The organism is Rhodococcus sp. WWJCD1, assembly GCF_002258735.1.
Taxonomy (GTDB): domain Bacteria; phylum Actinomycetota; class Actinomycetes; order Mycobacteriales; family Mycobacteriaceae; genus Rhodococcoides.
Genome location: NZ_NOXY01000027.1, coordinates 38,320 through 58,603, shown reverse-complemented (window position 1 = coordinate 58,603; position 20,284 = coordinate 38,320). Strand labels below are relative to the sequence as shown.

Annotated in this window: 17 protein-coding genes and 1 other RNA gene; 11 read left to right on the top strand and 7 right to left on the bottom strand. The window is 64.4% G+C overall.

From position 1 onward, the window contains the following. Nucleotides 1-48: 48 nt before the first annotated feature. Nucleotides 49-804: a DUF4191 domain-containing protein gene (locus CH286_RS19625; protein WP_032403914.1), complete on the top strand. Its 756-nt coding sequence runs from the start codon at nt 49-51 to the stop codon at nt 802-804. Nucleotides 805-846: 42 nt separating this feature from the next. Here CH286_RS19625 and CH286_RS19620 read toward each other — a convergent pair whose 3' ends face one another. Beyond that, complete coding sequence (locus tag CH286_RS19620) at nt 847-1,311, bottom strand: RDD family protein (RefSeq protein ID WP_032403913.1); 465 nt, start codon at nt 1,309-1,311, stop codon at nt 847-849. 167 nt (nt 1,312-1,478) lie between these two features. Between CH286_RS19620 and glnA (CH286_RS19615) the strand changes: the two genes are divergently transcribed. The 6 genes from glnA (CH286_RS19615) to CH286_RS19590 all read left to right on the top strand — a co-directional run bounded on the left by glnA (CH286_RS19615) (nt 1,479) and on the right by CH286_RS19590 (nt 7,753). Continuing rightward, nucleotides 1,479-2,915 (top strand): type I glutamate--ammonia ligase, encoded by a 1,437-nt coding sequence (gene glnA, locus CH286_RS19615; RefSeq protein ID WP_032368128.1) that lies wholly within the window; start codon nt 1,479-1,481, stop codon nt 2,913-2,915. 187 nt (nt 2,916-3,102) lie between these two features. Continuing rightward, complete coding sequence (locus CH286_RS19610) at nt 3,103-3,753, top strand: ABC transporter permease (protein ID WP_032379092.1); 651 nt, start codon at nt 3,103-3,105, stop codon at nt 3,751-3,753. Further along, nucleotides 3,746-4,945 carry an ABC transporter ATP-binding protein gene (locus CH286_RS19605; RefSeq protein ID WP_032379093.1) on the top strand — a complete coding sequence of 400 codons (1,200 nt, stop codon included), beginning with the start codon at nt 3,746-3,748 and terminating at the stop codon, nt 4,943-4,945. Before CH286_RS19610 ends, CH286_RS19605 begins: the two co-directional genes overlap by 8 nt. 50 nt (nt 4,946-4,995) lie before the next feature. After that, entirely contained in the window at nt 4,996-5,751 is a 756-nt protein-coding gene (locus tag CH286_RS19600; protein WP_032379555.1) for an ABC transporter permease, read from the top strand. After that, a complete protein-coding gene (locus tag CH286_RS19595; RefSeq protein WP_032403912.1) occupies nt 5,751-6,734 on the top strand; it encodes a glycine betaine ABC transporter substrate-binding protein in 984 nt (327 codons plus the stop codon). The genes CH286_RS19600 and CH286_RS19595 overlap by 1 nt, the downstream gene beginning before the upstream one ends. A 35-nt stretch (nt 6,735-6,769) precedes the next feature. Further along, entirely contained in the window at nt 6,770-7,753 is a 984-nt protein-coding gene (locus CH286_RS19590) for a glycine betaine ABC transporter substrate-binding protein (protein WP_037150909.1), read from the top strand. Between the two features lie 13 nt (nt 7,754-7,766). Here the strand turns inward: CH286_RS19590 and CH286_RS19585 are convergent, their stop codons facing one another. The 3 genes from CH286_RS19585 to CH286_RS19575 all read right to left on the bottom strand — a co-directional run bounded on the left by CH286_RS19585 (nt 7,767) and on the right by CH286_RS19575 (nt 13,952). Beyond that, entirely contained in the window at nt 7,767-10,814 is a 3,048-nt protein-coding gene (locus CH286_RS19585; RefSeq protein ID WP_037150910.1) for a bifunctional [glutamine synthetase] adenylyltransferase/[glutamine synthetase]-adenylyl-L-tyrosine phosphorylase, read from the bottom strand. Nucleotides 10,815-10,940: 126 nt separating this feature from the next. Then, nucleotides 10,941-12,281, bottom strand: a complete 1,341-nt coding sequence (gene glnA / locus CH286_RS19580; RefSeq protein WP_027497412.1) for a type I glutamate--ammonia ligase — start codon at nt 12,279-12,281, stop codon at nt 10,941-10,943. 102 nt (nt 12,282-12,383) lie between these two features. Next, a complete protein-coding gene (locus CH286_RS19575; RefSeq protein ID WP_094610234.1) occupies nt 12,384-13,952 on the bottom strand; it encodes an alpha/beta hydrolase in 1,569 nt (522 codons plus the stop codon). A gap of 83 nt (nt 13,953-14,035) precedes the next feature. Here CH286_RS19575 and CH286_RS19570 point away from each other — a divergent pair, with 83 nt between their 5' ends. The 4 genes from CH286_RS19570 (at nt 14,036) to pip (ending at nt 18,175) form a co-directional block, all read left to right on the top strand. Further along, a complete protein-coding gene (locus tag CH286_RS19570) occupies nt 14,036-15,766 on the top strand; it encodes an NAD+ synthase (protein WP_094610233.1) in 1,731 nt (576 codons plus the stop codon). A 118-nt stretch (nt 15,767-15,884) separates the two neighbouring features. Beyond that, nucleotides 15,885-16,736 (top strand): 3-methyl-2-oxobutanoate hydroxymethyltransferase, encoded by an 852-nt coding sequence (gene panB / locus CH286_RS19565; protein ID WP_094610152.1) that lies wholly within the window; start codon nt 15,885-15,887, stop codon nt 16,734-16,736. 31 nt (nt 16,737-16,767) lie between these two features. After that, nucleotides 16,768-17,217 (top strand): hypothetical protein, encoded by a 450-nt coding sequence (locus tag CH286_RS19560; RefSeq protein WP_032379101.1) that lies wholly within the window; start codon nt 16,768-16,770, stop codon nt 17,215-17,217. 1 nt (nt 17,218) lies between these two features. Then, entirely contained in the window at nt 17,219-18,175 is a 957-nt protein-coding gene (pip, locus tag CH286_RS19555; RefSeq protein WP_094610151.1) for a prolyl aminopeptidase, read from the top strand. Here the strand turns inward: pip and CH286_RS19550 are convergent. The 3 genes from CH286_RS19550 to rnpB form a co-directional block, all read right to left on the bottom strand. Continuing rightward, on the bottom strand, nt 18,165-19,595 hold the full coding sequence (locus CH286_RS19550; protein WP_094610150.1) for an RNB domain-containing ribonuclease: 1,431 nt from the start codon (nt 19,593-19,595) through the stop codon (nt 18,165-18,167). The two genes, pip and CH286_RS19550, sit on opposite strands and share 11 nt — an antisense overlap. A 2-nt stretch (nt 19,596-19,597) precedes the next feature. Next, entirely contained in the window at nt 19,598-19,780 is a 183-nt protein-coding gene (locus tag CH286_RS19545) for a hypothetical protein (protein ID WP_032379104.1), read from the bottom strand. A 57-nt stretch (nt 19,781-19,837) separates the two neighbouring features. Continuing rightward, an RNA gene (gene rnpB / locus CH286_RS19540) (RNase P RNA component class A) lies at nt 19,838-20,279 on the bottom strand. Nucleotides 20,280-20,284: the final 5 nt, after the last annotated feature.

Below are 20,284 nucleotides of genomic sequence, written 5' to 3'. Positions count from 1 at the left end.
TCCGGAGGGGTGCACGTGAGCGTCGGCACAGGACGTATCCTGTGAGGTATGGCGAACGGCAGTAAGGCTGGCAAAGCAGGGAAGCCCAGCAAGGAAGCAAAAGCAGCCGCGAAAGCGGCCCGCAAGAAGGCATCGAAGGAACGCCGCAGTCAGCTGTGGCAGGCGTTCCAGATGCAGCGCAAGGACGACAAGGCTCTCCTTCCGCTGATGATCGGGGCGGTGGTCGGGCTCGGGCTCGTCGGCTTCCTCATCGGCCTCGCCTTCGGCTTCCAGTGGTTCTTGCTCCCCATCGGATTGCTGCTCGGCGTGTTGGTCGCCTTCATCATCTTCGGTCGCCGGGTGCAGAAGTCGGTGTACAAAAAGGCCGACGGCCAGGCCGGTGCTGCAGCTTGGGCCCTAGACAACCTGCAGGGTTCGTGGCGGGTGACCAACGCGATCGCCGGCACCACTCACCTCGACGCCGTGCACCGGGTGATCGGAAAGCCCGGAGTCATCCTCGTTGCCGAGGGTGCACCGCAGCGCGTGAAAGCACTGCTGGCACAAGAGAAGAAGAAGACCGCCCGCCTGGTGGGTGACACCCCCATCTACGACGTCATCGTCGGAAACGAAGAGAACCAGATTCCTCTGTCGGGTCTGCAGAAGTATCTGTCGAAGTTGCCCAAGAACATCGACGGCAAGCGCATGGACACCATCGAGTCACGGCTCTCCGCGCTCGGCACGAAGGGCGGCCCGGCAATGCCGAAGGGACCCGTTCCCGGCGGGGCCAAGATGAAGGGCGTCCAGCGGACCATGAAGCGCCGCTAGATCCCGATCGACACTCCACAGCAGCAGCCCTGGTGCGCGCCCTCAGCGGGTCCGCAGCAGGGCTGTTCCCGTTGCGCGGTCGTGCATTCCGCGTCCGTCCATGTCGGTGATGACGGCCGGCACGACGAACAGCAGAATCAGCTGACGAACCAGCGCCCGGACGAAGCCGACTCGGGCATGGGCGTCGATGCGACCGACCTGGATACCGACCACGAACTGACCCGGGGTGAACGAGAACAGCGAGACGGTCACCAGTCCAACTGCGAACCACACCGCAAGCACGATCGTCGAGATCAACCCACTCGTGGTGTAACCGCCGAGTATCAGCGACGCGACGCCGGTCGCCATGGTCCAGTCCAGAATCAGGGCCAGAATTCTGCGGCCTGCACCTGCCAGTGCGCCGACCCCCTGCTGAGGCAGGCCCAGTTCTTCGCCGCGAAAGTTCTGTGGTTGTCGTGGGTTCGCGGCCGCCGGTCCGGACAACCAGGACCCTGTCATTCGTGCCATGATTTCCAGGATAGGCGCGACCGGACACACGGGAAAACATGCGGACGTACTGTTGTTCGTGCCACTCGTGAACCAGGACGCGTAACACGGGCGAAACACGACCTTGACGGGCGGGCAACACCAAGTCCATACCGTCAGTTCGACGGACTCAACAAAGGAGCAAAAGCGTGGCGTTTTCCACGGCCCAAGAGGTCATCAAGTTCATCGCAGATGAAGGAATCGAATACGTCGACATCCGATTCACGGATCTGCCGGGTGCACAGCAGCACTTCTCGATCGCCGCGAAGGCGTTCACGGCGGATACCCTGGAAGACGGTCTCGCGTTCGACGGCTCGTCCGTCCGCGGCTTCCAGTCCATCCACGAGTCCGACATGATCTTGCTTCCGGACTACGCCACCGCTCAGGTCGACCCGTTCCGCAACGCCAAGACGCTGAACATCGACTTCTTCGTCCACGATCCGTTCACGCGTGAGGCATACAGCCGCGATCCGCGCAACGTCGCTCGCAAGGCCGAGGAGTACTTGGCCAGCACCGGCATCGCCGACACCGCTTACTTCGGTGCCGAGGCCGAGTTCTACATCTTCGATTCCGTCCGCTTCGATTCGCAGGCCAACGGCGCGTTCTACGAGGTCGACTCGTCCTCGGGTTGGTGGAACACCGGAGCCGAGACCGAGGCAGACGGCAGCCCGAACCTCGGCTACAAGGTTCGATTCAAGGGTGGCTACTTCCCCGTCGCTCCGTACGACCACTACGTGGACCTGCGCGACCAGATCTCCACCAACCTGCAGAACGCGGGCTTCGAGCTCGAGCGTGCCCACCACGAGGTCGGCACCGGCGGGCAGCAGGAGATCAACTACAAGTTCAACACGCTGCTCCGCGCGGCCGACGATCTGCAGCTGTTCAAGTACATCGTCAAGAACACCGCGTGGCAGAACGGCAAATCGGCAACCTTCATGCCGAAGCCGCTCTTCGGCGACAACGGCTCGGGCATGCACGTGCACCAGTCGCTGTGGAAGGACGGAAAGCCCCTCTTCCACGACGAGGCCGGATACGCCGGACTGTCGGATCTCGCACGCCACTACATCGGCGGCATCCTGCACCACGCGCCGTCGCTGTTGGCCTTCACCAACCCGACGATCAACTCGTACCACCGCTTGGTGCCGGGCTACGAAGCCCCCATCAACCTGGTTTACAGCCAGCGCAACCGCTCCGCGGCAGTGCGCATCCCGATCACCGGCAACAACCCGAAGGCCAAGCGCCTCGAGTTCCGCGCGCCGGACTCCTCGGGCAACCCGTACCTGAACTTCGCTGCTCAGATGATGGCGGGCCTGGACGGAATCAAGAACAAGATCGAGCCGATGGCTCCGGTCGACAAGGACCTCTACGAGTTGCCGCCCGAGGAAGCCAAGAACATTCCTCAGGCACCCACCTCGCTCAACGCGGTCATCGACCGCCTCGAGGCCGATCACGACTACCTCACCGAGGGTGGCGTGTTCACGACCGACCTGATCGAGACCTGGATCTCGCTCAAGCGTGAGCAGGAAATCGCTCCGGTGAACCTGCGGCCGCACCCGTACGAGTTCTCGCTGTACTACGACGTGTGAGTCGATAAATTTCACACCGAAAACGCCCGGCCGAATCTTTTCGGCCGGGCGTTTGTGCGTTCTTCATGGTTTCCGATCGGCAACTTTTGCGGCAATCCGCAAAGAATTCAGACCGGTCGGCGTTTGATAAGTGGTACGCGGGGTAAAGATATTTATCCGCTACCGGCGAACAGAGGACGACAACTGCATGGATGCACTGTGGGAATTCATCGTCGGACGGCGAAGGCAGTTGGCAATCGACTCCTATCTGCACGTGTCGGCCGTCATCCAATGCGTCGTCATCGCTACCGTCATCGGCGTCGCCATCGGTGTGCTCGTCTATCGCAGTCCGGCCGGCTCCGCTATCGCCACGGCCCTGGCGAGCACCGTCCTCACGATTCCGTCGTTTGCACTGTTGGGTCTGCTGATCCCCATCCTGGGGCTGGGTGTTCGACCGACAGTCACCGCTCTGGTCCTGTACTCACTGCTCCCGATCATCCGAAACACGGTGGTCGGCCTGGATGCGGTCAATCCGGCAGTAACCGATGCCGCCCGCGGAATCGGCATGAGCCGCATTCTCGTGTTGCGGCGCATCGAGATTCCACTTGCGTGGCCCTCCATTCTGACCGGGATGCGAGTCAGTACACAGCTGGCCATGGGCATCCTGGCCATCGCTGCTTACGCCAAAGGCCCTGGCCTGGGCAATCTTCTGTTCTCCGGGCTCGCACGGGTCGGCAGCCCCACCGCCGTTCCACAGGCACTGACCGGCACCATCCTCATCGTCCTGCTGGCGTTGATCCTCGATGGGATCTACGTCGTGATCGGCAAACTGACCACCTCGAGGGGTATCCGTGAGTGAGAAAACGACCGTATCCGGTGCAGAAATCGTGCTGGAGAACGTGACCAAGAGTTACTCGGGCCAGAAGGACGCGGCCGTCGACAACGTGTCGATGACGATCCCGGCCGGCGAAGTGGTCGTATTGGTCGGACCGTCGGGCTGCGGCAAGACGACGACCATGCGAATGATCAACCGATTGATCGAACCGACGTCGGGCCGCATCACCATCGGCGGCAAGGACGCATTGTCGATCAACCCGAACGAGCTCCGCCGCACCATCGGATACTCCATCCAGCAAGCAGGGCTGTTCCCGCACATGACCATTGCCGAGAACGTCGGCATGGTTCCAGGGCTGATCGGCTGGAAGAAGAAGCGGATCTCGGACCGCACGGACGAAATGCTCGATCTCGTCGGTCTCGATCCAGCGTTGTACCGCGAACGCTACCCACGCCAGCTGTCCGGAGGTCAGCAGCAACGTGTCGGTGTTGCGCGTGCCCTGGCCGCCGATCCGCCGGTTCTGTTGATGGACGAGCCTTTCGGTGCCGTCGACCCCATCACTCGCGGTTTGCTTCAGGACGAATTGATGCGTCTGCAGGCCGAACTGGGCAAGACGATTGTCTTCGTCACGCACGACTTCGACGAAGCCGTCAAACTCGGTGATCGCATCGCCGTGCTGGGCAATCAGTCCCGAATCCTGCAGTTCGATACCCCCGAAGCGGTGCTGGCCAACCCAGCCGACGAGACGGTCGCCGGATTCGTCGGTGCCGGTGCAGCTCTCAAGCAACTGACACTGATGAGAGTGCGCGACATCGAGTTGTCCGATGTTCCTGTCATGGGCGAAGACCAGCCGGTCGAGTCGATGAACGCGGCTCTCGGAAACGACCCGGAGGCATGGGGAATCATTCTCGATGCGCGTAAGCGGCCCATTCGTTGGACCGATCGCCGTCATCTCGCGGGGGTAGGCAGCCTGCGCGATGTCGGTGTTCCGATGGGCGAAATGGTCTCGACTCAGTCGACGCTGCAGGACGCACTCGAAGCGCTTCTCGCCGAGGGCAACGCGACCGCCACAGTTACCGGTCAGCGCGGCGAATACGCCGGCACGATCACCATCGAGCAACTGATCGACACCATCAAGACCATCCGTTCGCAGCATGCTCACGACCACGACAAGGACACCTCAGCGGAAGACGTGACTGCAGGAAGTCCGTCGTGACGACCGCTGCGGATTCCTCGGTCGTCGATGCAGCAGGGGACGACAGCGGCGTGCAGGCGGCGAAGCAGGCTGCCAAGCGAGCGGAACGTGTTCGGCTACTGGTGCAACCGGCCCTCATCGCGATAGTGGTTGTCGCGCTTCTTGCCTATACGTTCACCCGCGATCTGACTGCTACACAAGCGGAGACGTTGAACGCGGCCACGCTGTTCCAGGCGTTGAAAGAGCACGTCTTGATCACGATCGTCGTCACGGCGCTCGTGCTTGCCATAGCGGTTCCTCTAGGAATCCTGTTGACCCGCAACGGCTACCGAAAGTTGGCACCGATCTTCATCGGTATCGCCAACATCGGCCAGGCTGCTCCGGCGGTAGGCCTGTTGGTGTTGCTGTTCCTCGCGACCGGCAAGACCGGTTTCTGGATCGGCGTACTGCCCATCGCGTTCTACTCGCTGCTTCCCGTTCTCCGAAACACGATGCTCGGCTTCCAGCAGGTCGACCCGAGCTACATCGATGCTGCACGTGGACAAGGCATGTCGAGTAGCGGCATCCTCTGGCGTATCGAGTTTCCACTCGCCGTGCCGTACATGTTGGCCGGTCTACGAACGTCGCTGGTGCTCGCCGTCGGTACCGCCACCTTGAGCTTCCTCGTGGGAGCGGGCGGTCTCGGAGTTCTGATCGATACCGGATACAAGCTCTACCAGCCACTCATCCTCGTCGTCGGAGGCGTTCTCGCCGTAGCCCTCGCCTTGTTCGTGGACTGGCTCGGGGCACTCGCCGAGGCCTATCTCGGCCCGAAAGGACTCCGCTGATGCGGCGCTCGACACAACAACTCATAGCTCTGTGCGCGATCAGCACGATCGCATTGGCAGGTTGCGGTTTGCAATCGGGCAGCGCCGTGCCGCTGTCGGTGGAGCCCGGCAGCATCGAAGCGATGCCAGGTCTCGAGGGCGCGGAACTGACCGTCGGCTCCAAAGACTTCACCGAGCAGATCGTATTGGGCTACATCCTCGAATTCGCGTTGTCGGCTGCAGGCGCAGACGTTCGCGACCTGACGAACATTTCGGGGTCCAACAGCACGCGTCAAGCCATGGTCTCCGGGCAGGTCGATCTCACCTACGAATACACCGGGACCGGCTGGATCAACTACCAGGGCAACGAAAGTCCCATCACGGACGCCACCGAGCAGTTCGATGCGGTCCGCGACGCCGATGTCGCCAATGGGCTGACGTGGGTCAATCCCGCACCGATGGACAATACGTACGCCCTGGCGATGAACCAGGCGACTGCGGACCAGACCGGAGTGAAGACACTGTCGGACTACGCAGCTCTCGTGGCCCGCGACCCGGCCGCGTCGGCGTTGTGCGTGGAGACCGAGTTCAATTCTCGGCAGGACGGATTTCCCGGCCTGGCGGCAACGTACGGTTTCGACCCCAATGCCGTTCCCCGTCAGATTCTGCAGACCGGGATCATCTATCAGGCGACGGCCGAGGGTTCGCAATGCAAGTTCGGTGAGGTGTTCACAACCGACGGCCGAATCAAGGGTCTGAATCTCGCCGTACTCGAGGACGACAAGAGCTTCTTCCCCCGGTACAACGCTACCGTCGTGATCCGCTCGTCGGTCGCCGAGCAGTATCCGGAAATTGCCGAGGTGACGGCGCCGATTTCGGCAAAGCTGACCAACGACGAGATCACCGAACTGAACAAACAGGTCGACGTCGACGGCCGCGAACCGGCCGACGTCGCACGTGACTGGATGGTCAAAGAGGGTTTCGTCACCGCAGGCGCGGATTAGCCGTCTCTTCCACCGAGCCGTGAGGACCGAAGCTGATGCGGCAGACGACACGAGGGTTGATTGCCCTGTGCGCCGTCATGATGACGGCAGTGACGAGTTGCGGTCTGCAGTCGGGCAGTGCGGTGCCGCTGTCCGTGGGACCCGGCAGCATCCAACCTGTACCGGGTCTCGAAGGCGCACAATTGATCGTCGGCTCGAAGGAATTCACCGAGCAGGTGATCCTGGGTTACATACTCGAATTCGGGCTGGTGGCGGCCGGAGCGGACGTCCGAGACCTCACCAACATTTCGGGGTCCAACAGCACCCGCCAAGCCATGGTCTCCGGCCAGGTGGACGTCACCTACGAATACACGGGTACGGCCTGGATCAACTTCCTGGGAAACGAAACCGCCATCCCGGACGCCACCGGGCAGTTCGAAGCCTTGCGCGACCAGGACGCAGCCAACGGACTCACCTGGGTCAACCCTGCACCGATGGACAACACGTACGCACTCGCGATGAATCAGGCGACGGCAGACGCGACCGGCATCAAGACGCTCTCGGACTACGCCGCGCTCGCCACGACCGATCCGGCAGCGGCACAGACCTGCGTGGAGACCGAGTTCAATTCACGACAGGACGGGTTTCCGGGTATGGCCGCTGCCTACGGCTTCGACCCCAACGTCGTTCCGCGGCAGGTGTTGCAGGGCGGCATCATCTATCAAGCAACGGCCGGCGGTTCGCAATGCACATTCGGTGAGGTGTTCACCACCGACGGCCGTATCAAAGGTCTGAACCTGGTCGTGATCGAAGATGACAAGAGCTTCTTTCCCCGCTACAACGCCACGGTCGTCATTCGCACGCCCGTTGCCGAGCAATACCCGGAGATCGCCGAGGTCACCGCTCCGATCTCCGCGGCCTTGACCAACGACGAGATCACCGAGCTCAACCGGCAGGTGGACATCGACGGACGCGAGCCGGCGGATGTCGCGCGCGACTGGATGGTGAAGCAGGGATTCGTCACCGCCGGAAGTGATTAGAGGGAGACAGTGATCAGCTGCCGCCGAAGGTCCGCTCCACCACTGCCTTTGCCCGACGCGTGACACGCAGGTAGTTGTCGAGGAACGCACCGGCGTCGCCGTCTTCCCAGCCCGCGACCTGCGCCACGGCGGAGAGTACTGCGCCCGGTGCCGGTAGCTGGTCGGTCGGCTTGCCGCGCACCAGAACCAGTGCGTTGCGGGCCTTCGTCGCGAGGATCCACGCCTCGCGCAGCAACTCCACGTCGGTTTCGCTCATGAGCTCGGCCGCGCCGATCGCGTCCAGCGACTGCAGGGTCGAGGTGTTGTGCAGCGAAAGAACCTTGTGCGCATACCGGAGCTGAATCAGCTGGACTGTCCACTCGATGTCGGCCAATCCCCCGCGCCCGAGCTTGGTGTGGGTGGAGGGGTCGGCCCCCTTGGGCAGACGTTCGGAGTCGATGCGCGCCTTGATGCGTCTGATCTCGCGGACCGCGTCGGCGGACACCCCACCCTCGGGGTACCGCACCTTGTCTGCCATCAGCAGGAACCGAATGCCGAGATCCTGGTCGCCGGCCACCTGGTGCGCCCGCAGCAGAGCCTGGACTTCCCAGGCCTGGGCCCACTGCGAGTAGTACGCGGCGTAGGACGACAGGGTGCGCACCACCGGTCCGCTGCGGCCTTCCGGTCGCAGTCCGGTGTCGACCTCGAGGGGCGGGTCGGTGCTGGGCGCGCCGAGCAGTTTGCGGATGCGGTCGGCAATGGTGTTGGCCCACTTGACCGCAACGGTCTCGTCGACTCCATCGACCGGCTCGCACACGAACAGCACGTCGGCGTCGCTGCCGTACCCGAGTTCGCCGCCGCCGAGTCTTCCCATGCCGATGACGGCCAGAGTTGCCGGTGCCGGTTCGCCGCGCTCGATCTCGCTGGCCCGGATGGCAGCTGCCAGAGCGGCATTGATGACGGCGGCCCAGACCGAAGACAGCGCCCGGCACACCGCAGGCACGTCGAGCATGCCGAGGATGTCTGCCGAGGCCACTCGGGCCAGTTCGTGGCGTCGTAGCGCCCGAGCCGCGTTGATCGCCCGTACCGGATCCTCGTAGCGGGCCGAGGAAGACAGGATGGCGCGATAGGTCTCTTCGGGCTCGACATCGAGTAGGCGCGGACCGGTGGGGCCGTCGGCGAACAAACGAATGACCTCGGGGGCCTTGATCAACAGATCCGGTACGTAGGCCGAGGATCCGAGCACGATCATCAGCCGCTGAGCAACTGCGCCCTCGTCGCGCAACACGCGCAGGAACCACGTCTGCTCCCCTGCCGATTCCGACAGTCGGCGGTAGTTGAGGAGACCGGCGTCCGGATCGGGGGTGTCGGCAAGCCACTCCAGCAGCGTCGGCAGCAGCACGGCCTGAATCTGGCCGCGCCGAGTGCCCGAGCCGACGAGCGCCCGCAAGTGCCCCAGTGCGTTCTGCGGGGTCGCGTAGCCGAGGGCCGCGAGCTGACGCGTCGCCGCGTCGGGTGTCAGACGCACTGTCTCGGAGTCGAACTTGACCACCGAGTCCAGCAGCGGCCGGTAGAAGAGCTTGGCGTGCAGCCGCCTGATGCGCTGGGCATTCCTCTTGATCTCGGCGTTCAGCACACCGAGAGCGTCGCGATTGCCGTCGGGCCGCATGTGCGCCGAACGGGCCAACCACCGCAGCGCTTCCTCGTCGTCCTGCGGAGGCAGGGTGTGTGTGCGCCGCATTCGCTGCATCTGCAGGCGGTGCTCGATCAGTCGGAGGAACTCGTAGGACGCCGTCAGATTCGCGGCATCGTCGCGGCCGACGTACCCGCCCTCGGTGAGCGCGGTCAGGGCGTCGGTCGTACCGAGCACGCGCAGCGACTCGTCGGTTCGACCGTGCACCAATTGCAGTAGCTGGACGGCGAATTCGACGTCTCGCAGACTGCCGCGTCCGAGTTTGATCTCGCGTTCGCGGAGCTCCGGCGGCACCATCTCTTCGACGCGACGACGCATTGCGCGCACTTCCGGAACGAAGTCCTCGCGCTGACTCGCCAGCCACACCATCGGGTTGACCGCGTCGACGTAATCGTTGCCCAGTGCGATGTCACCGGTCATCGGCCTGGCCTTGAGCAGAGCCTGGAACTCCCAGGTCTTGGCCCACCGCTTGTAATACGCCACATGCGAATCCAAGGTGCGGACAAGTTCGCCGCGCTTGCCCTCGGGTCGCAGCGCGGCATCCACCTCGAAGAAGGCCGAGGATCCGATGCGCATCATCTCACCCGCGATGCGGCTCGCCTGCGAGTCTGCCGGCTCGGCGACGAACACGACATCGACGTCGGAGACGTAATTGAGTTCGCGCGCACCACATTTGCCCATCGCGACGACGGCCAAGCGCGTCGGACACGGGGCATCGGGGCACACGGTTGCGACGGCGACGGCCAGTGCCGCGGTGAGGGCCGCGTCGGCCATGTCGGAGAGCTGCGATCCGACCACCGTGTACGGCAGGACAGGCTCGTTCTCGACAGTCGCGGCGAGGTCGTACGCGGCCAACACCATGATCTGGTCGCGGTACTTCTTGCGCAGAGCGATCACGGCGGGCGGTCCGGTGATCGACGCCCGGTACAGATCGGGTGCGGCATGGGGTCCGGTCTCGGGCTCGGCCCCGACCACCTCGAGGAGCTCCGCAACCAGTGTCGCCTTGCTGGGGAGTTCGATCTTCGCCGAGACCCCAGTGCCCTGACCTTCCTTGGTCAGCAGCAAACGCCAGGTGCTGTCGTCTGCAACGAGGTGATCGGCGAGCGCACTCGATGCGCCGACGAGCCCGAGGATGCGCCCGCGAAATCCCTTGTCCGTGCGCAGCGCCGTGTCGAACTCCGACCAACCGGCACCGAGCGACTCGTACAAGCGCACCAGGGTGCGGAGCGCAAGGTCGGCATTGGGCGCGCGGGACAGCGACCAGAGCAGCTCGAGGCTGTCCTCATCGGTCCAACCGAGAGTGCGCAGATCGGACGGCGCAGTTTCTTCGACCAAACCGAGACGGCCCGGTCCAGGAACGACGGATCTGGAAGTCGGAGGACGCACCATCTACAGTCCACCTCGGCGTGCCACAGTTTTACCCCGTCGTCGGTAATGCGACGCGAGGGTGCCCGCGCCGGCATCGGAACTACATTCACGATCGAGTAGAACGTAGCCCATGACAACGCTGGGTTGTTAAAGACCCAGGTACGCCCTCAGCTCGTACGGCGTGACGTGGCTGCGGTATTCCTCCCACTCACGACGCTTGTTGCGCAGGAAGAAGTCGAACACGTGCTCGCCCAGTGCTTCGGCGACGAGCTCGGACCCTTCCATCGCGTTCAGCGCTTGGTCGAGATTGCCCGGCAGTTCCTTGTACCCCATAGCGCGACGCTCGGCCGAGGTCAGTGCCCACACGTCTTCTTCGGCCTCGGGCGGCAGGGTGTACCCCTTCTCGATTCCGCGAAGACCGGCCGCGAGCAGCACCGCGAAGGCGAGGTACGGGTTGCAGGCCGAGTCGGGGCTGCGAATCTCGACGCGCCGAGACGAAGCCTTGTTCGGGGTGTACATCGGCACGCGGATCAAGGCCGAGCGGTTGGCCGGTCCCCACGATGCGGCGGTCGGTGCCTCGCCGCCGCGCACCAGACGCTTGTAGGAGTTGACCCACTGGTTGGTCACGGCACTGATCTCGTTGGCGTGCTCGAGGATGCCTGCGATGAAAGACTTGCCGGTTTCCGAGAGCTGCATCGGGTCGTCCGGGTTGTGGAAGGCGTTGGCGTCGCCCTCGAACAGGCTCATGTGTGTGTGCATCGCCGAGCCGGCCTGGTCGCTGAACGGCTTGGGCATGAACGTCGCACGCACACCCTCCTCGATGGCGACTTCCTTGACCACGTAGCGGAAGGTCATGATGTTGTCGGCCATCGACAGCGCGTCGGCGTACCGCAGATCGATCTCCTGCTGTCCTGGCGCGGCCTCGTGGTGGCTGAATTCGACCGAGATGCCCATCGACTCGAGCGCATCGATGGCGTGCCTGCGGAAGTTCGGGGCCGAATCGTGCACGGCCTGGTCGAAGTAACCGCCGTTGTCGGCAGGGGTCGGCGGTGAGCCGTCCTGCGGGGCATCCTTGAGCAGAAAGAACTCGATCTCGGGGTGCACGTAGCAGCTGAATCCGAGGTCTGCGGCTTTGCTCAACTGGCGACGCAGCACGTGGCGAGAGTCGGCCCAGGACGGCGAACCGTCGGGCATGGCGATGTCGCAGAACATCCGCGCCGAGTGCTGGTGGCCCTTGCTGGTGGACCACGGCAGGATCTGGAACGTCGAGGGATCGGGCTTGGCGACGGTGTCGGCCTCGGAGACTCGAGCGAACCCTTCGATGGCACTACCGTCGAAGCCGATCCCCTCGTCGAACGCCCCTTCGAGCTCGGCTGGGGCGATGGCCACCGATTTCAGATACCCGAGGACGTCGGTGAACCAGAGGCGGACGAAACGAATGTCGCGCTCTTCGAGAGTCCGGAGCACGAATTCCTTTTGACGATCCATGAACGCGAGAGTAAGCAAACGGAGTTAAATCTGTGTTACATCGTGAATTCAGTCTCACTTCGTGAAACTCTCTGCCCACATCGCGGCAGGTGAGGTAACAGGTCAGCAGCGCAATCCGTCACCCGGCGGGACCAGATCGACGAGGTAATTCACCAGCGGATCGTCGATGCAGCCCACGCCCGAGAACGCCACCGTGTGCTGGGTGCCGTCGTAGGTCACGAGATTGCCTCGCAGCTGCGCAGCCAGTTCCACTCCGGCCTGATACGGAGTGGCCGGATCGTTGGTCGTCGACACCACCACCAGCGTCGGCAGGCCCTCGACATCGACGATGTGCGGGTCGCTCGTATTCGGCACCGGCCAGAACGCGCACAGGTCGAGCGGCGCGTTGCCCGTGGCTCGACCGTCGTCCAGATACGGCGCGGCGGCGCGGAACCTGGCGTCGGCCTCGTCGGCCGCTGCTCGGTCCGTGGTCGGCGGTCCGTCCACACATCGGACGGCATTGAACGCGTCGTCGATGTTGGTGTAGCTACCGTCCTCCAGCCGCCCGGAGTAGGTGTCGGCGAGACGGAGCAAGGTATCGCCTCGACCGTCGCGTAGTTCGTTCAATCCCGCCCGCAGCAGCCGCCACAGCTGCTGCGAGTACAGAGCCTGCTGAGCCCCGGTGATCGCATCGTCGTAACTGAGGCCACGTGGATCGGTCGTCTCGGCGGGCTGGTCGATCAGTGGGTCGACCAAGGATCGAAACTGTGCGACAGCTCGAGCCGGATCGGTTCCGAGCGGGCAGGTGTCGGTCTGTGCGCAGTCGGCGGCGAACTGATCGAACGCGGTCTGGAACGCCGCGCCCTGGGCGACTGCCTCGTCGACGGGTGACTGATCGGGGTCGAGCGCACCGTCGAGCACCATCGCCCGAACGTTCGACGGGAATTCCTCGGCGTACGCGGTGCCGATGCGAGTGCCGTAGGAGTAGCCGACGTAGGTCAGCTTCTCGTCCCCCAGAACTGCCCGGATGACGTCCATGTCGCGCACCACTTCCCTGGTGCCGACGTGCTCGAGCACATCGGCTCCGGTGCGGTCGACGCACTGGGCGGCATAGTCCCGATGCTCGGCCTCGGTGGCCGCGATGCCCTCGGGGCTGACGTCGACGTCCGGCTCGCGGCGTTCCTCGTCGACCTCCTCGGACGTCAGACAGCGCACTTCGGGTTCGGAGGCCCCGATTCCGCGAGGATCGAACCCGACGCGATCGAAGCGGTCCGCAACGGCGGTGCCGTCTGCCTGCGTGGCCAGATACAAACCCGACGAGCCGGGACCGCCGGGGTTCATCAGGATCGATCCGATCTTCTCGCCTGCCGCCCGGGTCCGGGATATGGCGACCTCGATGGTCGTGCCCGCGGGATCGGCGTAGTCGAGCGGCACGGTGACCATCGCGCACTCGACGGAGTCGCCCAGCTCGCTACCGTCGGTGTTGTACCGATCGCAGGACTCCCACTGGAGAGTCTGGTTGTAGAACGCCTCGAGACCTGCGGGAACCGGACCGGCAACCGACGCCGGCGATGATGCCTCGGGCCCGGCGGAGGACTCCGGCGCGGCGGTGGGCTCGGAGCCGGAGCAGCCTGCGAGCAACACGGCAACTGCGGACAGCGCCACGGCCGTGTTCCTGGTGCGCGTTCTCATGGCACGATCGTGCCAGGTCTTTCCGACCACACTCCATTCTCGCTGCCCGGCAGGGACGGCCGCCGAGCACTAGCGTCTACGTGGTGCAGGCCCTCCGACTCGCCCTTGCCCAGACGAACTCCGTCGTCGGCGATCTCGCGGCGAACTCCGCCGCAATCGTCGAGTGGACGGTCCGCGCCGCTCACGACGGTGCCAACGTGGTGCTGTTTCCCGAGATGGCTCTGACGGGATACCCGGTCGAGGATCTGGCTCTGCGGCCGTCGTTCGCCGCCGCATCCGCCCGAGCACTCACCGAATTGGCCACTGCGCTCGATGCCGCCGGATGCGGCGACCGCATCGTGGTGGTGGGCTACCTCGATCGCGATGCCGAGGGCTCGCGGAACAGCGCCGCGGTGATCGTCGACGGACGGGTGACAACTCGCTACGACAAGCACTCCCTCCCCACCTACCGAGTGTTCGACGAGGCCCGCTATTTCGCTCCCGGATCGCGCTTGAGCATCGTCGAGGTGAACGAGCTCAGGCTCGGAGTTGTTGTCTGCGAGGATATCTGGCAGTCAGGCGGGTCGGTAGCGGCCTACGGGGCAGCGGGTGTCGACATGTTGCTCTGCCTCAACGCCAGCCCTTTCGAGCAGGGTAAGAACGAGGTACGGCACTCCATCGCCGCGCGCCGGGCCAACGAGATCGGCGTCCCGATCGCCTACGTGAACGTGGTCGGCGGACAGGACGAGCTGGTGTTCGACGGGGCGAGCTTCGTCATCGGTCCCGACGGTTCCACGTGGGGACGCTCCCCCCAATTCGTCGAGCATCTGCTGATCGTCGACGTGGACGCGCCCACCGATCCACGTCCGAACGCCGAAGCTGTACCCGGTTGGAGCATCGATCGGGTACCGCTTCCCGACGTCGCGATCACCGGCTGGCAGCGAGCCGAGCCGTTCCTCTCCGACGTTGCCTGCGCGGAGGAACAGGTGTGGGGCGCTCTGGTGACCGGCTTGCGAGACTATGTGCACAAGAACGGCTTTCGTTCGGTGACTCTGGGACTGTCGGGTGGGATCGACTCGGCGGTGGTTGCGGCCATCGCCGTCGACGCCCTCGGTAGCGATGCAGTGCACGCCGTCGCGATGCCGTCGACGTACTCCTCGGGTCACTCCCGCACCGATGCAGAAGACCTTGCGTCGCGCACCGGTATCCACTTCAGCGTCGAGCCCATTGCCGACATGGTCGCCTCCTTCGTCGACCAGCTGCACCTGACCGGACTGGCCGAGGAGAACATTCAGGCGCGGTGCCGCGGCATGACGCTGATGGCACTGTCGAACACATTCGGCCATCTGGTTCTGGCCACCGGTAACAAATCCGAACTGGCCGTTGGCTATTCGACCATCTACGGCGATGCGGTCGGCGGCTTCGCGCCGATCAAGGACGTACCGAAGTCGCTCGTGTGGGAGTTGGCGCGGTGGCGGAACAAGTCCGCTGCCGACCGCGGAGACATTCCTCCGATCCCCGAATCGAGCATCGACAAGCCGCCGTCCGCCGAGCTCAGACCGGGGCAGCTCGACACCGACTCGTTGCCCGACTACGACGAACTCGACGCGATCCTGTTCAGGTACGTCGACAACGATCAGGGGTTCGACGACATCGTCACGGCCGGTTTCGACGCGGTGGTGGTCGCGGACATTCTCCGCAAGGTCGATGCGTCGGAGTACAAGCGGCGTCAGTATCCGATCGGCAGCAAGGTCACCTCGCGCGCCTTCGGGCGCGATCGCCGGATGCCGATCACCAACGGATGGCGGGACTACACAGAAGCCGATCGAGTGTGACGAATTGCACTGCCCGGAGCGCTCCGGCAGGTCGTGCGCGGTGGCAGACTTCTCGATGTCATTACACCCCATCCCGGGGACCCGCCGAGCGGGCCTCGAGGACCAGAAAGGGACAAAGATGTCCGAAACTGCTGTGTACGGCGGCTCTTCTCCGGACGTACCCGCCACCGGTTTGACCCGCAAGACCCGTACCCATCACCTGCTGCAGATGAAGGCAGAGGGTGAGCGCTGGGGAATGCTCACCGCGTACGACTACTCCAGTGCGCGCATTTTCGAGGAAGCCGGTGTTCCGGTGCTCCTCGTCGGCGATTCCGCAGCGAACGTCGTCTACGGCTACGACACCACCGTCCCGATCACGGTCGACGAACTGCTTCCGCTGGTCCGCGGAGTGGTCCGCGGGGCGCCGCACGCTCTCGTTGTCGCCGACCTGCCCTTCGGCACCTACGAGGCCTCACCGCAGCAGGCCCTCGAGACGGCAGTCCGGTTCATGAAGGAAGGCCTCGCAGGCGCGGTCAAGCTCGAAGGCGGCGAGCGCGTCGCCGGGCAGATCGCCGCCATCACCGCTGCAGGCATTCCGGTGATGGCCCACGTGGGCTTCACCCCGCAGAGTGTCAACACCCTCGGCGGCTTCCGGGTGCAGGGCCGCGGCGACGCGTCCGAGCAGCTGGTGGCCGATGCCATCGCGGTTCAGGAGGCCGGTGCGTTCGCCGTCGTCATGGAGATGGTTCCCGCAGACATCGCCGGTCAGGTCACCCGAAAGCTGACGATTCCCACGGTCGGCATCGGCGCGGGCAACGAATGCGACGCACAGGTCCTGGTGTGGCAGGACATGGCCGGATACACCAACGGCAAGACCGCGAAGTTCGTCAAGAAGTTCGCCGACGTCGGCGACTCACTGCGCACTGCGGCAACCACGTACCTGTCCGAGGTGCGCTCGGGCGTGTTCCCCGGACCCGAACACAGCTACTGATCTTTCCGGTTCGGATGGCACACTCGAGGCCATGACAACCAGACGGGGTACTACGTCCATCGCAGGTAGAAGCGCAGTCGCACTGGCCGGTGCGGCTGCGCTGCTCACTCTCGTGGGCGCCTGCAGCACCGATACCACCAACACCGGTTCGTCGTCCTCGACGACGACGGTCGCGCCGACCACCACGGTCACCACGACTCCCGCGGAAGCGGTGATCACCGATGCCCAGAAGCAGCAGTTGTGCACCGATCTGGAAGCGCAGCTGTCCAATTGGCGCGTGCAGGGGCCCACGCTCGGCCGCGGCGGGTTGAACATTCTGGTGCAGACGTGGGCGGCGCAGAGTGGCGTCATCAACCTGCAGGTGGTGCAGAACCGAGCGATCGTCGACGACGTCACGAAGGAAACGTGTTCGGACGTTCGAGACGAGGCCATCCGCTCGCTCGACATTCCGGACCTGGCGTCGGGTCTGGTGGGCTTCTAGGATGCGTTCTCTCTACCCCGAGATCGACCCCACCGAGACCGGCCACCTCGATGTCGGCGACGGCCAACGGATCTACTGGGAAACCTCGGGCAATCCCGACGGTGCGCCGGTGGTATTCGTGCACGGCGGTCCGGGCGGTGCCACCAATCCGTTGCAGCGGCGCTACTTCGATCCGAAGGCCTATCGGATCGTATTGTTCGATCAGCGGGGCTGCGGGCAGTCGACCCCGCACATCGCCGACGGTGCCGATCTATCGGTCAACACCACCGATCGGTTGATCTCGGACATGGAAAAGCTCCGGGAGCATCTGGGCATCGACGGTTGGTTGGTGTTCGGCGGTTCGTGGGGCTCGACTCTGTCACTGGCGTACGCCCAGTCGCACCGCGATCGCGTGCGCGGACTGATCCTCCGAGGAATCTTTCTCGTACGGCCGTCGGAGATCGACTGGTACTACGGCGGCGGTGCCGGCAACATCTTCCCCGATCTGTGGGAGCAGTTCCTCGCGCCCATTCCGGAGAGCGAGCGCGACGGCAATCTCGTCGAGGCGTATCACCGACAGCTGATGTCCGAGGACACAGAGGTAGCGACGAGGGCCGCGGTGGCGTGGTCCTCCTGGGAGGCAGCCACCAGCTACTTGCTGCCGAAACCGGATGCAGTGCAGGACAATTCGGACCCACGATTTGCGCGCGCATTCGCCGGCATCGAGAACCACTACTTCCGCAACCATGCCTTTCTCGACGAAGATCAATTGCTGCGCGACGCGCACCTGCTCGGCGACATTCCGGGCGTCATCGTGCAGGGCCGCTACGACGTCGTGTGCCCCGCAACGAGTGCGTGGGCCCTGCACAAAGCATGGCCCAGTGCAGATCTGGTGATCGTCGACGACGCAGGGCACTCAGCGGCCGAGCCGGGCATCGTGCACCACCTCGTCGAGGCGACCGACCGCTTCAGGCCGTGACGGGCGCGTAGCCGAAAGCGATCCTGCGCGAGTCGGTGTCGGCCTGGGTCAACCGGACCGTCACCGACTCCCCCGCAGGAGGTTCGCCGTCGCACTTGCCGATGACAATGGGATCCGACACGAGTACCTCGGCATCTCGCTTGCCCTCGGCACCGCGAAGTACGACCGCATCGAATGTCTCGCCCACTCGATCCTTCAGTACGTGTGCCTCGGTGAGGTCTACGCATGCACGGTCGACCTTCGACGCTGCAGAATCGGATCCACGCATGATCGCCGGTAGCTCGGGTAGGGCCTGCGTCGCCCATTCCGGCACCGCCGATCCGGCTACGACGGCCAGGCATACCTCGGTGGCGAAGCGATCGGACAGCCGTCGCAGCGGTGCTGTCACGTGGGCGTACGGCGCACCGATTCCCGAGTGCTCCACCGTTGCGTCACCGGCGGCAGTGCTGGTCGTGCGATCGAACGCGAGGTAGTCCGCTCCGCGCAGCAAACCGGTCGCCTGACTCATCATCGCCAGTGTCGACGGCTCGTCGGCAGGCAGGCCGGCCAGTACCGCGCCCGCAGATGCTCCAGCAGGCCAATCGATTCCGAGGGCAGTAGCGGTACTCTTCAAGGTTTCGACGGCCTCGCCCGGGGCGGGTGGAAGGGTACGAACGATGCCGATGCCGGCGTCGAGCATGATCCTGGCGGCGCACATTCCCGTCAGCAGCGACACCTCGGCGTTCCAACCGTCCACTGCCGTACGGGGTTGCAGGACGATCCGCCAGCCCGGCCCGTCGGGCGCCACTTCCTGCTCGGGCAGCGTGATGTCGATTGCTCCGCGGCGTCTGGCCGCGTTCGCCCGTTGCGATCCGAATTCTGCCAAGGCGGCGATCGAGGGATGCGGAGTTCCCGCGTCGACGTCGGCTTGCACTCCGGCGTAGTCCAGCCGGGCGACAGATCGCACCAGCGCGCGGGTAACCGTCCAGGCAGCTGCTTCGCCGACGTCGTCGAGCTCGATGGTCCATAGCGCGGCGCAGCGCGTCTGTCCCTCCAACAGACTTCCCGAGCCCTCCGACAACTCGCGTGGGTGCAGCGGAACAGATCCGTCGGGGAGATAGAACGTCTGGCCGCGTCGGCGGGTTTCCAGGTCGAGCGCTCCCCCTGGCAGCACCAGCGCACCCACGTCGGCGATCGCGTAGTGCACCATCAACCCGTTGGACGTCTTCTCGATGTGGACGGCTTGATCGAGGTCTTTCGAGCCGGGCGGGTCGATGGTGACGAAGGGAATGTCGGTTCGGTCGATCCTGCTGTCGGCGTGCAGATCTCGGGCGTTCTGCGCTTCGCGCAACACCGCTGCGTCGAAGACGTCGGACAGACCGAACTCGGATCTGATGGCCTCGAAATCGAAGTTCGGAGCCCTCAGCCGGGTGAGCAGCACCGTCAGTTGTTCCAGTCGTCGTCGGAGTCGGCGGCCTTGTTGCGCGCGGCTGCGATCTTCAGCGCTTGCTCTGCAGTGGCCTTGTCCGGATACGGGCCCATGCGGTCGAGGGCGTTGGTCTCCTTGCCCTGCACAACCTGCTTGGTGCTGATGTCGTAGTACCAGGAGGTGTCGTCGTCGGTCATGACTTCCAGTGTGCCCCATGGAGCGACGCGGCAGGAGAACTGCGAGAAAAGTGAGTGCGAACGAGTCGGCCTGTAAGCCGGATCCTGTCTGCCGTTCCTGCTTTCGCAGGTTCGACTTCGACGACCATCCATCTGGGCACACCGTTGCCGGGTACCTCGAGCAGTCCACCCGCAGGCTCGGGCGAGCAGCCCTCGAGCACCTGCGCAGCTGCACCCCTTGCGCGGTGCAGCCTTCGACCTTGCTCCGGGCGGGGTTTACCTAGCCACCCCAGTCACCTGGGGTGCTGGTGCGCTCTTACCGCACCGTTTCACCCTGACCTGCAGTTCGATTCCGAAGAACCGATCCGCAGGCGGTCTGTTTTCTGTGGCACTGTCCCGCGAGTCACCTCGGGTTGCCGTTAACAACCGCCCTGCTCTGTGGAGTCCGGACTTTCCTCGGCCCGAAGCGCGACGGAACTGATCCGCCGGTCCTCCGAGCCGCAGCCGTCCGGCCAACTCGTTCGC

Bases quoted from the DNA above. Each gene is read 5' to 3' on its own strand.
- glnA (WP_027497412.1), bottom strand. From the start codon at position 12,281: ATGGATCGTCAAAAGGAATTCGTGCTCCGGACTCTCGAAGAGCGCGAC.
- CH286_RS19560 (WP_032379101.1), top strand. From the start codon at position 16,768: ATGACAACCAGACGGGGTACTACGTCCATCGCAGGTAGAAGCGCAGTC.
- pip (WP_094610151.1), top strand. From the start codon at position 17,219: ATGCGTTCTCTCTACCCCGAGATCGACCCCACCGAGACCGGCCACCTC.
- CH286_RS19545 (WP_032379104.1), bottom strand. From the start codon at position 19,780: ATGACCGACGACGACACCTCCTGGTACTACGACATCAGCACCAAGCAG.
- CH286_RS19595 (WP_032403912.1), top strand. From the start codon at position 5,751: ATGCGGCGCTCGACACAACAACTCATAGCTCTGTGCGCGATCAGCACG.
- CH286_RS19625 (WP_032403914.1), top strand. From the start codon at position 49: ATGGCGAACGGCAGTAAGGCTGGCAAAGCAGGGAAGCCCAGCAAGGAA.
- CH286_RS19585 (WP_037150910.1), bottom strand. From the start codon at position 10,814: ATGGTGCGTCCTCCGACTTCCAGATCCGTCGTTCCTGGACCGGGCCGT.
- CH286_RS19610 (WP_032379092.1), top strand. From the start codon at position 3,103: ATGGATGCACTGTGGGAATTCATCGTCGGACGGCGAAGGCAGTTGGCA.
- CH286_RS19575 (WP_094610234.1), bottom strand. From the start codon at position 13,952: ATGAGAACGCGCACCAGGAACACGGCCGTGGCGCTGTCCGCAGTTGCC.
- CH286_RS19620 (WP_032403913.1), bottom strand. From the start codon at position 1,311: ATGGCACGAATGACAGGGTCCTGGTTGTCCGGACCGGCGGCCGCGAAC.
- CH286_RS19590 (WP_037150909.1), top strand. From the start codon at position 6,770: ATGCGGCAGACGACACGAGGGTTGATTGCCCTGTGCGCCGTCATGATG.
- panB (WP_094610152.1), top strand. From the start codon at position 15,885: ATGTCCGAAACTGCTGTGTACGGCGGCTCTTCTCCGGACGTACCCGCC.